This window comes from Polaromonas sp. P1_F9, from assembly GCF_056405615.1.
Genome location: NZ_JBFUBT010000002.1, coordinates 540,594 through 554,182 on the forward strand (window position 1 = coordinate 540,594; position 13,589 = coordinate 554,182).

The 13,589-nt window shown below is 62.6% G+C and carries 13 protein-coding genes; 5 read left to right on the forward strand and 8 right to left on the reverse strand.

The window, feature by feature from the left end:
* Positions 1 to 14: 14 nt before the first annotated feature.
* On the reverse strand, positions 15 to 473 hold the full coding sequence (locus AC1DYR_RS07835; protein WP_477704593.1) for a (2Fe-2S)-binding protein: 459 nt from the start codon (positions 471 to 473) through the stop codon (positions 15 to 17).
* A 159-nt stretch (positions 474 to 632) separates the two neighbouring features.
* Positions 633 to 1,205: a TetR/AcrR family transcriptional regulator gene (locus AC1DYR_RS07840; RefSeq protein ID WP_477704594.1), complete on the reverse strand. Its 573-nt coding sequence runs from the start codon at positions 1,203 to 1,205 to the stop codon at positions 633 to 635.
* Between the two features lie 103 nt (positions 1,206 to 1,308).
* Here AC1DYR_RS07840 and pdxH point away from each other — a divergent pair, with 103 nt between their 5' ends.
* Both pdxH and AC1DYR_RS07850 read left to right on the forward strand, forming a co-directional pair.
* On the forward strand, positions 1,309 to 1,959 hold the full coding sequence (pdxH, locus tag AC1DYR_RS07845) for a pyridoxamine 5'-phosphate oxidase (protein ID WP_477704595.1): 651 nt from the start codon (positions 1,309 to 1,311) through the stop codon (positions 1,957 to 1,959).
* Positions 1,960 to 2,097: 138 nt separating this feature from the next.
* Entirely contained in the window at positions 2,098 to 2,697 is a 600-nt protein-coding gene (locus AC1DYR_RS07850) for a hypothetical protein (protein ID WP_477704596.1), read from the forward strand.
* A gap of 94 nt (positions 2,698 to 2,791) precedes the next feature.
* Here AC1DYR_RS07850 and folK read toward each other — a convergent pair whose 3' ends face one another.
* The 5 genes from folK to AC1DYR_RS07875 are packed head-to-tail and all read right to left on the reverse strand — an operon-like array spanning position 2,792 to position 7,424.
* Entirely contained in the window at positions 2,792 to 3,295 is a 504-nt protein-coding gene (gene folK, locus AC1DYR_RS07855) for a 2-amino-4-hydroxy-6-hydroxymethyldihydropteridine diphosphokinase (protein ID WP_477704597.1), read from the reverse strand.
* A gap of 7 nt (positions 3,296 to 3,302) precedes the next feature.
* Complete coding sequence (gene pcnB / locus AC1DYR_RS07860; RefSeq protein ID WP_477704598.1) at positions 3,303 to 4,925, reverse strand: polynucleotide adenylyltransferase PcnB; 1,623 nt, start codon at positions 4,923 to 4,925, stop codon at positions 3,303 to 3,305.
* A 6-nt stretch (positions 4,926 to 4,931) separates the two neighbouring features.
* On the reverse strand, positions 4,932 to 5,609 hold the full coding sequence (locus AC1DYR_RS07865) for an HAD family hydrolase (protein WP_477704599.1): 678 nt from the start codon (positions 5,607 to 5,609) through the stop codon (positions 4,932 to 4,934).
* A 17-nt stretch (positions 5,610 to 5,626) separates the two neighbouring features.
* The gene (hda, locus tag AC1DYR_RS07870; protein WP_457279795.1) at positions 5,627 to 6,313 is read right to left on the reverse strand and encodes a DnaA regulatory inactivator Hda; all 687 of its coding nucleotides are present in this window, start codon (positions 6,311 to 6,313) and stop codon (positions 5,627 to 5,629) included.
* Between the two features lie 34 nt (positions 6,314 to 6,347).
* Positions 6,348 to 7,424 carry an AI-2E family transporter gene (locus AC1DYR_RS07875; RefSeq protein ID WP_477704600.1) on the reverse strand — a complete coding sequence of 359 codons (1,077 nt, stop codon included), beginning with the start codon at positions 7,422 to 7,424 and terminating at the stop codon, positions 6,348 to 6,350.
* A gap of 178 nt (positions 7,425 to 7,602) precedes the next feature.
* On the opposite strand from AC1DYR_RS07875, the gene purM reads away from it, so the two are divergent.
* The 3 genes from purM to AC1DYR_RS07890 all read left to right on the forward strand — a co-directional run bounded on the left by purM (position 7,603) and on the right by AC1DYR_RS07890 (position 11,200).
* Entirely contained in the window at positions 7,603 to 8,643 is a 1,041-nt protein-coding gene (gene purM, locus AC1DYR_RS07880; protein ID WP_477704601.1) for a phosphoribosylformylglycinamidine cyclo-ligase, read from the forward strand.
* 29 nt (positions 8,644 to 8,672) lie between these two features.
* Positions 8,673 to 9,893: an MFS transporter gene (locus AC1DYR_RS07885; RefSeq protein ID WP_477704602.1), complete on the forward strand. Its 1,221-nt coding sequence runs from the start codon at positions 8,673 to 8,675 to the stop codon at positions 9,891 to 9,893.
* 329 nt (positions 9,894 to 10,222) lie between these two features.
* Positions 10,223 to 11,200, forward strand: a complete 978-nt coding sequence (locus AC1DYR_RS07890; RefSeq protein WP_477704603.1) for a division plane positioning ATPase MipZ — start codon at positions 10,223 to 10,225, stop codon at positions 11,198 to 11,200.
* 33 nt (positions 11,201 to 11,233) lie between these two features.
* On the opposite strand, the gene metE is transcribed toward AC1DYR_RS07890, so the two are convergent.
* Positions 11,234 to 13,582, reverse strand: coding sequence for a 5-methyltetrahydropteroyltriglutamate--homocysteine S-methyltransferase (gene metE, locus AC1DYR_RS07895; RefSeq protein WP_477704604.1), 2,349 nt, complete (start codon positions 13,580 to 13,582; stop codon positions 11,234 to 11,236).
* Between the last annotated feature and the right edge of the window lie 7 nt (positions 13,583 to 13,589).

Genomic DNA, 13,589 nt, shown 5'->3' on the forward strand with positions numbered 1-13,589 from the left:
GGTGTTCTCCTTCTTTAAGTCAATGCCTGGGCGGCGTCTTTGATGGCAGCGCGAATGCGCACATAGGTGCCGCAGCGGCAGATATTTCCGGCCATAGCGCCGTCGATGTCGGCATCGCTCGGTTTGGCATTGGACTTGAGCAAGGCGGTGGCGCTCATCACCTGGCCGCTCTGGCAATAACCGCATTGCGCCACATCGTGTTTGACCCAGGCGTCCTGCACGGCCTTGCCCACGCGGTCGGTGGCCACGGCTTCAATGGTGGTGATCTTCTGGCCGGCGGCGGCAGAAATGGGCGTGATGCAAGAGCGGATGGCCGCGCCGTTGAGGTGCACGGTACACGCGCCGCACAGCGCCGCGCCGCACCCGAACTTCGTGCCGGTCATGCCCAGCGTGTCGCGCAGGGCCCAGAGGATGGGGGTGGATTGGTCGGCGTTGACGGATACGTCCTTGCCGTTGATGTTGAGGGTGGGCATCGTGGAACTCCTTGAGGTTTTTGTTAGGGGGAAATCAAAAGGGAGAAAAAAAGGAAGCGCTACTTGTCGAATTTATATTCGCTTAAATCAGGGTTTTATCCGTAAAAACTTGGGCATGCAGAAATGAGGGGTATTGCCTTTCAGAGGCGTTTCAAAGATTCACGCCTTGATGGCGTCCCAGCACAGGGTAAAGGCCGCCTGGTGCACCGCCTCGTCATCTGGCAGCACCTGGGTGCGTATCAGGTTGGCGGTTTCCCGCACCGAGCCCACCACGCTGGCAGTCAACAACGGCAGGGGCACAGCCTTGAATATCTCCTGCTGCTGCCCTTCCTCCATCAGCGCCAGAAAGCCTGCCATCAGCCGGGTGGACAGTTCGCGGTTGCCCTGCGTGAACCAGGGGGAGTTGTAGTACTGCTCCTGAAACACCACTTCGGCATACCGGTCCAGCCGGTGCCGCAGCAGGTTGCCCCAGAGGCGGCGCACCCGGCTGCGCAAGGGATTGCCGGGAAGCACGCCGTCCATCAGGCGCAGCATGGTCGCGGTCTTGGCTTCTTCATAGAGCTGGCTGATCAGCTCGTCCTTGGACGGGTAATAGACGTACAGCGTGCTGGTGGCGATGCCGGCCGTGCGGGCGATGTCGGCCATGGTCAGGCCGCTCAGGCCGGTCTGGGCCACCAGGTTGAAGGTGGCCTCGGCGATCGCTCGCTGCTTTTCGTCGTCTTTGGGTTTCATGGGGAGCTAATAATATAAGCGAATATTAATTCGTTATCAACTCTGCCCTCTGCTGAGATCTACCGCACACAAGGACAAGGCCTCTGGGGGCACAATCCAAGGCATGAGCCAGTCCACCCCCTCCATTGCCGACCTTCGCAAAAGCTACGAACGCGCCGAACTCAACGAAGACGCATCAGCCGCAGACCCGCTCCTGCAATTCGACCAGTGGCTGAAAGAAGCCATCGCCGCCGAAGTGCCCGAGCCCAACGCCATGACACTGGCCACAGTGGCCAGCAACCTGCGCCCCTCCACCCGCATCGTGCTGATCAAGGGCTACGACGAGCGCGGCATCACCTGGTTCACCAACTACGACAGCCGCAAGGGCCAGGAACTGGCCGGCAACCCGTATGCGGCGCTGCAGTTTCACTGGGTGGAGCTTGAACGCGTGGTGCGCATCGAAGGTGTGGTGGAAAAAGTCTCCGCCGAAGAAAGCGACGCCTACTTCAGTAGCCGCCCGCTCGACTCACGCATAGGCGCCTGGGCCAGCCCGCAAAGTGAGGTGATCGCCGGACGCAGCGTGCTGGTGGCGAACGCCGCCAAATACGGCGCCAAATTTTTGCTGCAGCCCCCGCGCCCACCGCACTGGGGCGGCTACCGCCTCAAGCCCGACAACTGGCAGTTCTGGCAAGGCCGCAAGAGCCGGCTGCATGACCGGCTGCGGTACACCTTGCAGGGGGATTCGGGCTGGTTGCGCGAACGGCTCGCGCCTTAAGGCCACGCACATGGATTTCTAGTTCGGATATGCATTTGGAACTAGCAGGAAGGAATTTTGTAACTCATCAGTTACCATGCATTCCTTGAATCTATGGCCCGTTTTGTGCGAACGAGGCAACACTCAGGAAGGTAAATCGTGGCGAAAAACCCAGCAGTGAAAAGATATAAAACGGTTGTACTCGGACTGTCGATTTTTCTATCGGCATGTGCCACAGTTCCGGAGTTAACTACCAGAGTTGAGGCTAAGCCGGCTTGCTGTAAATCGCCTGCGGAATTTCCGTACAGCCCTCTGGCAACAGAAGGTCTGACGAAGATTACATTAGGTGAACTTTCCCCTGTCTACGGATTCCCCACGGGGAAAAGCTACTTTGTGGCGTATTCGTTGCCGCCTGCCTTGTCCAAGCGCCTTCTGGTCCGTACTTTTATAACTGGATCGTCGGCCGTAGAGTCAGTTAAGTACTCTCAGGTTTTCTGCCCACAAGCAACTTTCCTTAATACCTCATTTCAAGAGCTGTCCACGGTCGAGAAAAGACCTTTGGTTGCAAGGGGACAATGGGCCAAGGGAATTTTCCCGTCTTTTCTTTCTGAGTTTGACGTTCCTCCGCAAGCCGCTTACGTCGTGTTCTATACAAACCCGTCGAGCCACGGATTGCTGAACATGCGCTACGCTGGTGATGGAGCCATGCTCTACCATCCCTGCGGCCCCGTGGCCGATGCCGAAATCTCGCTAATGTAATAGCCGTTGTCAGCTACCCGCTCCAAACGTCCCCCTAGCTAGCTCCGTAAGGGGTGGCAGAACGGGACAAGAACGAATACTGATCAACAAAGATTTATCTCTGTGGGTCAACCAATGGATTCAGCCGCTCAACGCACTGATGCTCCACTGCATCCAGATGCTCCGTACTGACCAAGCTCGGTGCGAGTTCCGCCAACGGCACCAGCACAAAGGCCCGCTGTGTCATACGCGGGTGCGGCACCGTGAGGTGTTCGGATTCGATGTGCGCGCTGCCGTAGAGCAGCACATCCAGGTCCAGCGTGCGCGGTGCGTTGCGGTAGGGCCTTTCACGGCCGGCTTGTTGCTCGATCTGCTGCAGGTGGCTTAGCAGAGCAGGAGCGGTCAAACCGGTTTCCACTTCGACGACGGCGTTGAGGTAGTCGTTGCCGGGCGCCGCAGACTCCTCGCCCGCATCGGTATTGAGTGGGGCTGTTTTATATAGGCTGGAGGATTGGCTGACCTCAGTGAGCGGCAACTGGCCTATCGCATGCACAGCTCGCCGTAGTGCTGCTACGGCATCGCCGAGGTTGGCGCCCAGGGCTACGTAGGCACGAACCATGTCAACCTCAGACGTTGGGAGTGCTGTCCGATGAAGGCGAAGAAGCCTCGCCATCTACGCCTTCAGCCCCGCCCGCGCCACCGCGATTGGCCGGCTTGCGGCGGCGGCGGCGTTTTTTGGCGGGGGCGGTATCGCCTTGTTCGCCGGACGCATCGGCCGAATCAGGCGTCGCGCGTTCGGCATGCACCGAACCAGGCTCCGCATCAACACGCTTGACGCGAACCCGCGGCGCCTGCGGCTTGCTCTGCTGCTCGCGGCGCGCCTCTTCAATCATGGCGTGGCGCTCGTCGTCGTAGGCGGTGCTGAATTTCTCCCACCACTCGGCGAGTTCCATGTCGATCTCGCCGGTCTGCGCGCGCAGGCGCAGGAAATCAAAGCCGGCGCGGAAGCGGGGCTGGTCCAGCAGGGAGTACGGCGCGCTGCCGGTGCGCTTTTCAAAGCGGGGCTGCATGGTCCAGATCTCGCGCATGTCGGTGCCCAGCTTGCCGCGGCCCGAGACATCGCCGATCTTGGCGTTGAAGGCATCGTCAATCGCATCCTGCAGCGCGGGCATGAGGTGCTCGCCGCGTTTCTTGCGCCGCTCCCAGCCTTCGCGCACGTCAAACCACAGCACGCACGACAGCAAGAAGCTGGGCGCCACCGGCTTGCTTTCGCCAACACGGCGGTCGGTGTCTTGCAAGGCGAGCTTCAGGAAAGGTTCGTCGGCGTTTTCCACCACCACGTCGAGCAGCGGATAAATGCCGGTACCCAGGCCGAGGAACTTGAGCTGCGCGATGCTGGCCAGCGAATGGCCGGTCTGCAGCAGCTTGAGCATTTCGTCAAAAAGGCGCGACTGCGGCACGTCGGCCAGCAGGCCCTTCATCTCGCGTAGCGGGGCGACGGTCTTGTCTTCAAACTTGAAGCCCAGCGCGCTGAGCTTGGCGGCAAAGCGCACGGCGCGGATGATGCGTACCGGGTCTTCGCGGTAGCGCACGGCCGGGTTGCCGATCATGCGGATGATCTTTTTCTTGGCGTCCCTGATGCCGTTGTGATAGTCGACCACCACCTGCGTCTCGGGGTCGTAGTACATCGCGTTGATGGTGAAGTCGCGGCGCGCGGCGTCCTGCTCGATAGGGCCCCAGACGTTGTCGCGCAGCACTCGGCCCGACGCATCGACCGCATGCTTCATGCCGGCGAGTTCGCTTTTGCTGGTGCGCTCGTTGCCGCCGACCTGTTCGGCCAGACTGCTGTCAAGGTGCGCGCGGAAGGTCGAGACCTCGATCACTTCGTGCTCACGCCCACGGCCATAAATGACGTGCACGATGCGAAAGCGCCGCCCGATGATGAAGGCGCGGCGAAACAGCGACTTGACCTGCTCGGGCGTGGCATCTGTGGCGACATCAAAGTCCTTGGGGCGCAAGCCGACCAGCAGGTCACGCACTGCACCGCCGACGATATAGGCCTCGTAGCCGGCGTCTTTCAGGGTGCGCACAACGTCCATGGCGCGGTCGTCCACCAACGACACGTCAATGCCGTGCTCCTTGACGGTGACATCCTGGCGCTGACCGAAAGGTGATTTTTTGACCCGCTTGGCGCCGGGATCTGCGCTGTCTGATTTGCCAAACAGCTTGTCGATAAATTTTTTGATCATGAAAAACTAGTGAAACAGGTCAAGTATGCGCCATCCGCGCTCTGCCGCCAGGGCCCGCAGGCGGGCGTCCGGGTTGGTGGCGACAGGGTGGGTGGCCTTCTCCAGCAGGGCAATATCGTTCATGGAGTCGGTGTAAAACGTGGTTTCCACGTCATTCCAGCCCAGGTTTCGAGCTGCCAGCCATTGTTCCATGCGGGTGACCTTGCCTTCACGGGCTGAGGGGGTGCCCTGGATCTCGCCGGTCACCCAGCCGTCAGCGTCACGTTCCAGCTCAACCGCAATCAGCTCTTTCACGCCGAAAGCATCGGCAATCGGCCGTGTGACGAACTCGTTGGTGGCGGTGACGATGACCAGTTCATCGCCCGCAGCCCTGTGGCCATCTACCAGCGCCAGCGCCTGTTTTGTGATGGCTTTTTGCACCACGTCCCGCATGAATCGTGCGTGACCAGCTCCTGAATTGATAGCGCCCTGCTTGCGGATGGCTTCAGTGGCAAAGCGCACGTATTCGTGGATGTCGAGCGTGCCGGCGCGGTAGTGCTCAAAAAATTCGTTGTTGCGGCGCTTGAACTCGGTGCTGTCGCACCAGCCCAGCGCAATGGTGAATTCGCCCCATTCGTAGTCGGAATCGATAGGGATCAGCGTGTGATCCAGGTCAAATAAGGCAATCTTGCGGGAAGCAGTCATTTCGCAGTCACAGTCACTTATTCGCTCTCCAGCATCGATTTGATCAGGGGAATCGTGATGGCCCGTTTGGTTTGCAGGGCATAGGCGTCCAGCTGGTCGAGCAGCTGCATCAGGCTGCCCAGGTCGCGCGAAAAGCGGGTCAGCATGAAATCCATGGCCTCGTCGCTCAGGAACACGCCGCGTGCATCGGCCTCGCGCCGTAACACGGCGCGCCGCTCGGGTTCGGTCAGGGCTTGCAGGGCAAACACATGGCCCCAGCCCAGCCGGGTGCGCAGGTCTTCGCGCAGGGCCAGGTCGGCCGGCGGCATCTGGCCAGCGGCCAGCACCCAACGCGGGCGGCCGTCGGGCGCGCTGAGCGCGTTGACAAACCAGTTGAAGGCCGCCTGCTGCTGCACCGCGGTGTAGAGATGGCAGTCGTCCAGGATGACGGCCGCCCACGATTCGTTGAACTCGGGCGGCTCGAGCATGGAGGCGTCCATCCAGCCGCTGGCGGCGCCCTGCTCGCGCAGCGCTTCGCGCACGGCTTTCAGCAAATGCGTTTTGCCGCTGGCGGCTTCACCCCAGAGGTAGGTGGGCACCGGGGAGCGCAGCGTGTTGCCGGCCCACAGTTCCAGGTGCCGGAGCGCGGCTTCGTTCGGCCCGCCAAAAAAATTGGCGAAGGACGGGGCGGAAGCCAGCCCGATGTCCAGCGCAATCTGTTTCATGCCCGCCATGCGTTCATCCTGACCCTGTTCAGCCTTAGCCGGCCTTGTTGTAAAGCCGGCTGGCCATATAGCTGGCTTTAATGCGGCGTATGCCCACCAGCAGCACCGCACTGGCCGGCAGCGCCACCAGCACACCGACAAAGCCGAACATCTGGCCGAAAGCCAGCAAGGCAAAGATCACCGCCAGCGGATGCAGGCCGATGCGCTCACCCACCAGCCGCGGCGTGAGATACAGGCTTTCCAACAGCTGCCCAATGCCATAGACCACGGCCACCATGACGAGCGCCTTGAGCGAAGCGAACTCCAGCAGCCCGGCCAGCACCGCGAGCATCAGGCCCAGGCCAAAGCCCAGGTAAGGGATGAACATCGCCAGGCCCGTGAAAACGCCGATGGGCAGGGCCAGATCCAGGCCGAACAGCGCCAGCCCCACCGCATAAAACACCGCCATGATCAGCATCACCAGCAGCTGGCCGCGCAGGTACTGGCCCAGCACCGAGTCGGCTTCGTCAGTGAAGCTGTCAAAACCCGCGCGCAGGTGCGGCGGCACCAGTTCAAGCACACGGGCGACAAATTTATCCCAGTCCATCAGCAGGTAAAACAGCGCCACGGGAATCAGCACCGCATTGCCGATGATGGCGAGCGCCACGCTGCCGCCCAGCTTGAGTGACGACATCAGCGAGCCGAACAAATCTTCAAAATTGGCATTGAGGTACTTGAGTACAAAGGCCTTGATGCTGCCGACGTCCAGCGCGACATGGATGCCGAACTGCGCCAGCCACGGCGCCAGGCTGGTGTTGAGCCTGTCGGCCAGCAACGGCACCTGCTCGCGCAGCACAGGCAGCTCCTTGGCCATGATGGGCACAATCAGCAAAAAGAGGCCGAACAGCGCCACGATGAAGAGGAACTCCACCATGACCACCGCCACCACGCGCGGCAGGCGGCCTTTGCCCATGTCGTCCAGCCGGTTCACGAGCGGCGTCAACGCATAGGCCAGCACGGCTGCAATGACAAAGGGCGCCAGCACCGGCCCCAGCAGCCACAGCGCCAGGATGACCAGCGCGGCGATGGCGCACCAGGTGGCGGCGCGTTTTTGGGTGGTGGTGAATTGCATACAGCCTTGGGTTGAGCTTGCCGGAAGGAACGTTGGAGAAGTCCCTGGAAAGGCCCGAAAGGCACCTGATGGGCAGCCTTTAGAATCTCAGGCTGAATTCTATCGGGCTTGCAGGCCGCTTCCGGGCTGCAAATCCGCCTTCTGACCGCCTGCCCTCCCACTGCATCAAAGCCGACACATGACCACCTCCTCCACTTCCCCCCTGAGCTACAAAGACGCAGGCGTCGACATCGACGCAGGTGACGCGCTGGTCGAGCGCATCAAGCCGCTGGCCAAAAAGACCATGCGGGAGGGCGTTTTGGCAGGTATTGGCGGTTTTGGCGCCTTGTTTGAGGTGCCCAAGCGCTACAAGGAACCCGTCCTGGTCAGCGGCACGGATGGCGTGGGCACCAAACTCAAGCTGGCCTTTGAATGGCAGATGCACGACACCGTGGGCATCGACCTGGTGGCCATGAGTGTCAATGACGTGCTGGTACAAGGCGCCGAGCCGCTGTTTTTTCTGGACTACTTCGCCTGCGGCAAGCTGGATGTGGACACGGCTGCAGCCGTGGTCGGCGGTATTGCCAAAGGTTGCGAGCTCAGCGGTTGCGCCCTGATTGGCGGCGAAACCGCCGAAATGCCCGGCATGTACCCGGCGGGTGAGTACGACCTGGCCGGCTTCGCCGTCGGTGCGGTGGAAAAGTCAAAAATCCTCACCGGCAAAGACGTTAAGGCCGGCGATGTGGTGCTGGGCCTGGCCAGCAGCGGTGCGCATTCCAACGGTTTCAGCCTGGTGCGCAAGTGCATTGAACGCGCCGGCGCAGCTGCTCCGGCGAAGCTTGACGGCAAGCCTTTCAAGCAGGCCCTGATGGAGCCTACGCGCCTCTACGTCAAGAACGTGCTGGCTGCGCTGGCTGCCCACCCGATCAAGGCGCTGGCCCACATCACCGGCGGCGGCTTGCTGGAAAACATTCCGCGCGTGCTGCCCGAAGGTACGGCCGCCCACCTCAAAAAGGGCAGCTGGCCGCAGACCGAGCTGTTCGCCTGGCTGCAAAAAACCGCCGGCATTGACGACTTCGAGATGAACCGCACCTTCAACAACGGCATCGGCATGGTCGTCGTGGTGGACGCCGCCAATGCGCAAGCCACAGCCAAAACCCTGCGTGACGCCGGCGAGCAGGTGTATGAAATCGGTGTGATCGCGCCCAAGGGCGACGGCGCCGCCGTCACCGTCGGCTAAACCGCCAGGCGCGGCAAACCAGACGCCTTATGCCGCCAACCACCCCACCCTCAACCAGCGCGCCCCGCCTTCCCGCAGGCATCTGGGCGCTGGGCTTTGTCAGCCTGCTCATGGACATTTCTTCCGAGATGATCCACAGCCTGCTGCCCGTTTTCATGGTGACGGTGCTGGGCACCAGCGTCTGGGCTGTCGGACTGATCGAAGGTTTTGCCGAAGCCACCGCCCTTATCGTCAAGGTGTTCTCCGGTGTGCTCAGCGACTACTGGGGCAAACGCAAACCGCTGGCATTGCTGGGCTACGGGCTGGGCGCGGCGTCCAAGCCGCTCTTTGCGCTGGCGACCACATCGGGCCTAGTGCTCGCTGCACGGCTGGTAGACCGGGTGGGCAAAGGCATACGCGGCGCGCCACGCGATGCGCTGGTCGCCGACCTGGCGCCACCTGGCATGCGCGGCGCGGCTTTCGGGCTGCGCCAGTCGCTGGACACCGTGGGGGCTTTTGTCGGGCCGCTGCTGGCCATGGGCCTGATGCTGCTCTGGGCCAATGACTTCCGGGCGATTTTCTGGGTGGCCATTATTCCGGGCGCGCTGTCGGTGGCCCTGCTGCTGTTCGGCGTGCAGGAACCCGTGCGCATCTCCAGCAAACCGGGGGAGGCGCCGCGGGTCAACCCGATCAGCAAGGCCAACCTGCAGCGCCTGAGCGCGCCCTACTGGCGTGTGGTTGCCATCGGCGCCGTGTTCACACTGGCCCGCTTCAGCGAAGCCTTTTTGCTGTTACGCGCACTGCAGATCGGCCTGCCGGTTGCCTACACGCCGCTGGTGCTGATCGGCATGAACATCGTCTTTGCGATGGGCGCCTACCCATTTGGCAAGCTGTCGGACACACTCAGCCACACCACCTTGCTGGCCTGGGCGCTGGTGGTGCTGATCGCGGCCGATGTGCTGCTGGCGTCAAGCGGGCACTGGAGCCAACCTGGCCTCTGGCTTGCGGCCGGGATTGCACTGTGGGGACTGCACATGGCCATGTCCCAGGGCCTGCTTGCCACCATGGTGGCCGAAACAGCCCCACCCGAGCTGCGCGGCACCGCCTTTGGCTTTTTCAACCTGGTCAGCGGCCTGGCCATGCTGGTGGCCAGCACTCTGGCCGGCGTGCTGTGGGACCAGTTGGGCGCACCAGCCACCTTTGCCGCAGGCGCCGTTTTTTGCCTGGTGGCGCTGGTCATGCTGTGGGGGTGGCACAGGTCCTCGCAGTGACGGTGTGGCACCCGTCGCAGTTGATGAATCCGCCTTTGAGTCGCTATCAATTTAATAGCTGCTTGCGCTCGTTGTTATTGGGCTTAAGGCGTGCCGGTGGCTGAAGGGATGGCTGAGAGACGCAGCCGGGAATGCGGCAGAAGTTGAATCAGCGGAAGGTCGATAACAAGCGAGCCGCAAAACATCGCCGGACATCATCGCCACTGAAGTGCTACAAAAATACTAGCTGCTTGCGCCCATGCTGATTAGCTTCGCTGGACTTTTGCCGATTTTTGTATCAAACTGTTCCATCGGTTCCGTTGATCCCCCAACCCGCCCCTGGAGCATCCATGCCCGTTATTGCAGTCGTCAACCGCAAGGGAGGCAGTGGCAAGAGCACACTCGCCGCGCATGTGGCCGCGTGGTGCGCGCGCAATGGCAGCTCGGTCATGCTGGGCGATGTAGACCGCCAGCAGTCGGCGCGAAGCTGGCTCAAGCGACGGGACCCCGCGCTGCCCGCCATCGCGCCCTGGGCCGTCGACCAGAAAAACATGCTGCGTGTGCCTACCGGCATCACGCACGTGGTGCTTGACACGCCGGGCGGCATGCACGGCTTTGAGCTGGCGCGCGTGGTGATGTTTGCCGATGTCATCGTCATGCCGGTGTGCAATTCGATGTTTGACCGTGAATCGGCCGCGCAGTGCCACGCCGAGCTGATGGCGTTGCCGCGCGTAGCCAGCGGCCGCTGCCGGCTCGCCACGGTGGGCATGCGGATCGACGGGCGCACCAGTGCCGCGAAAACGCTGCAGGCGTGGTCTGAAAGCCTGGGCATGCCTTTCCTGGGCGCCCTGCGCGAAACCCAGCTGTATGTACGCAGCCTGGAGCGCGGCATGACGATATTTGACTTGCCGGCCAGCGCCGCAACGCAAGACCTGCAGCAGTGGCAACCGATCCTGGAGTGGCTGCGCCCCACGTTGTATCCGCCGCAAGCCGCCAACGACGCGCCCGAAAGGGGGCACGCGACAGTGCCGGCCAAAGCCCCGGTCCGGATGATCGCGCCCCTGCCTTCGACCGCCGCAACGCTGGGTGCCCGGTTGCTCAACCCACCGCCCGCTGCCAAAGCCGCGTCCGCGCGCCTGGGCAGCTCGCTTCCCAACAGCCTCATGCCCGCGCAGGAATCCCTGGTGCATGGCGCGCGCATGTCCTCACAAAGCACCGCACGCGCGGTCGGCCGACCTGTGCAGGTCAGCACGGCGCCGGCCATGTCGCGCAATGTGGATTCCCCTGACGGCATGCAGATTCCGCATTTCCTCAAGCGCGGCACCTGACTCGCCCTTCCTCCCGGCGTCCGGCGCACCGCGTCAGGAAGCTGCCAGCTGCTTGCGCACTTCTTGCGCGGCCCGCACCATGTTGCCGAGCGCCGCTTCGGTTTCCGGCCAGCCCCGCGTTTTCAGCCCGCAGTCGGGATTGATCCAGAGGTTTTCCGCCGGGATCACGCTGGCGGCCTTTCGCAGCAAGCGCACCATGGCGTCCACGGTCGGAACGCGCGGCGAATGGATGTCATACACGCCGGGCCCGATTTCATTGGGATACCTGAAGGCGCCAAAGCCGCGCAGCAGTTCCATGTCGGAACGGCTGGTCTCGATGGTGATCACGTCGGCGTCCATTGCAGCGATTTCCGGCAGGATGTCGTTGAATTCGGCGTAGCACATGTGGGTGTGGATTTGCGTCTCGTCGCGCACACCCGAGGCACTGATGCGAAAAGCCCGCGTGGCGGTGCGCAGGTACGCGGCCCAGCTCGCACGGCGCAGCGGCAATCCTTCGCGAATGGCCGGCTCGTCGATCTGGATGATGCCGATGCCGGCCCTCTCAAGGTCTACCACTTCGTCGCGTATGGCCCAGGCGATCTGCTCGCAGGTCAGGCTGCGCGGCTGGTCGTCGCGCACAAAGGACCATTGCAGGATGGTGACGGGGCCGGTCAGCATGCCTTTCATCGGCAGCTTCGTCAGGCTCTGCGCATGCGCCGTCCATTCGACCGTCATGGGTGCAGGTCTCGCCACGTCGCCGAAGATCACCGGCGGTTTGACGCAGCGCGAGCCGTAGGACTGCACCCAGCCGTTGGCGGTGAAGGCAAAGCCGTCAAGCTGCTCGCCGAAGTACTCGACCATGTCGTTGCGCTCGGCTTCCCCATGCACCAGGACGTCAAGGCCTAGTGCCTCCTGCTTGCGTACCGCCAGCGCAATCTCGGCTTCCATTTTTTCACGGTAGCCCGCCGCGCCGAGTTCGCCGCGTTTGAACGCTGCGCGCGCAGCGCGGATCTCCGGCGTCTGCGGGAAGGAGCCGATGGTAGTGGTGGGCAGCGGCGGCAGCGCAAGGCGGGCGCGCTGCAGGGCCTGGCGCACCGGAAACGGCGAGCTGCGGCAATCGTCGCCTGCAACGCTGCGTGCAAGACGCAATGCCACGTCGGCCCGGTGCACACGGGGGCTGCGCCGGCGCGCCGCAACAGCTGCGCGGGCTGAAGCAAGCTCCCTGGCAACCAGAGACTCTTCTCCCGTGAACGCCGCGCGCAACATGCGCAGTTCGCCCAGTTTTTCCACAGCAAAGGCGAGCCAGGCGCGCAGTTCCGCATCCAGCGCGCTCTCGGCGGCAAGGCTGAAAGGCACGTGCAACAGCGAGCAGGAGGGCGCGATCCAGAGTTCGCCCTGGTGCCTGGCTGTCACCGCGCGCAGCTTCGCCAATGCCGCATCGGGGTCTGTGCGCCAGATGTTGCGGCCGTCCACAATACCCACCGACAGCACCTTGTGTGCAGGCAGCCAGTCGGCCACCCCCACCAGTTCCTCGGGCGCACGCACCGCATCGACATGCAAGCCCGCCACCGGCAGCTGGCAGGCCAGCCTCAGGTTGTCGGCCAGCGGCGAAAAGTAGGTGGCCAGCAGCAGCTGGGGTGCGTTGCGGGCAAGCTGCGAATAGCTGCGCTCAAAGGCGTAGCGCCACTGCTCGGGCAAATCCAGGCCCAGGATGGGCTCGTCCATCTGAACCCACTCCACACCTTGCGCCTTCAACCGCCCGAGAATCTGCGCATACACCGGCAATAGTTTGTCGAGCAGGCTGAAGCGGTCAAAGCCGGGCTCTTCGCCGCCTGTCTTTTCCTTGCCAAGCCACAGAAAGCTCAGTGGCCCGAGCAGCACCGCCTTGACCCGGTGGCCGGCGCCCTGGGCTTGCGCCACTTCGTCGAAGAGGCGCTCCGAAACAAGGCTGAATTGCGTCCCTGCATTGAATTCGGGCACCAGGTAGTGGTAGTTGGTGTCAAACCATTTGGTCATTTCCAGTGCGAAGCTGCTGCCGCCCGCCTTGCCATCCGCGCACGCACAGTCGGCACTGTGTGTGTGGTCTTTGTGCGCATTCACGCCGCGCGCCATGGCGAAGTAGCGGCTCAAAGCAGCTTCCTGACCGGTAAAACCGAAACGCACAGGTTCGCACCCCAACATCTGGATGTGATTGGCCACGTGGTCGTAAAAAGCGAAGTCGCCTACCGTGACAAAGTCCAGCCCGGCTTCTTTCTGCACGGCCCAGTGCTGCTCGCGCAGGCCGGCTCCGGTGGCTTCCAGTGCAGCCAGGTCACTCTCGCCGCGCCAGTGTTTTTCGAGCGCGAATTTCAGTTCCCGGTTCGCGCCCATGCGCGGAAAACCCAGGGTATGTGTGTGGACCATCCAGTTA

Coding starts and splice junctions, on each gene's coding strand:
- pcnB (WP_477704598.1), bottom strand. CDS start 4,925: ATGATCAAAAAATTTATCGACAAGCTGTTTGGCAAATCAGACAGCGCA.
- purM (WP_477704601.1), top strand. CDS start 7,603: ATGACCACCTCCTCCACTTCCCCCCTGAGCTACAAAGACGCAGGCGTC.
- AC1DYR_RS07890 (WP_477704603.1), top strand. CDS start 10,223: ATGCCCGTTATTGCAGTCGTCAACCGCAAGGGAGGCAGTGGCAAGAGC.
- AC1DYR_RS07835 (WP_477704593.1), bottom strand. CDS start 473: ATGCCCACCCTCAACATCAACGGCAAGGACGTATCCGTCAACGCCGAC.
- metE (WP_477704604.1), bottom strand. CDS start 13,582: ATGGTCCACACACATACCCTGGGTTTTCCGCGCATGGGCGCGAACCGG.
- AC1DYR_RS07875 (WP_477704600.1), bottom strand. CDS start 7,424: ATGCAATTCACCACCACCCAAAAACGCGCCGCCACCTGGTGCGCCATC.
- folK (WP_477704597.1), bottom strand. CDS start 3,295: ATGGTTCGTGCCTACGTAGCCCTGGGCGCCAACCTCGGCGATGCCGTA.
- pdxH (WP_477704595.1), top strand. CDS start 1,309: ATGAGCCAGTCCACCCCCTCCATTGCCGACCTTCGCAAAAGCTACGAA.
- hda (WP_457279795.1), bottom strand. CDS start 6,313: ATGAAACAGATTGCGCTGGACATCGGGCTGGCTTCCGCCCCGTCCTTC.
- AC1DYR_RS07840 (WP_477704594.1), bottom strand. CDS start 1,205: ATGAAACCCAAAGACGACGAAAAGCAGCGAGCGATCGCCGAGGCCACC.
- AC1DYR_RS07885 (WP_477704602.1), top strand. CDS start 8,673: ATGCCGCCAACCACCCCACCCTCAACCAGCGCGCCCCGCCTTCCCGCA.
- AC1DYR_RS07865 (WP_477704599.1), bottom strand. CDS start 5,609: ATGACTGCTTCCCGCAAGATTGCCTTATTTGACCTGGATCACACGCTG.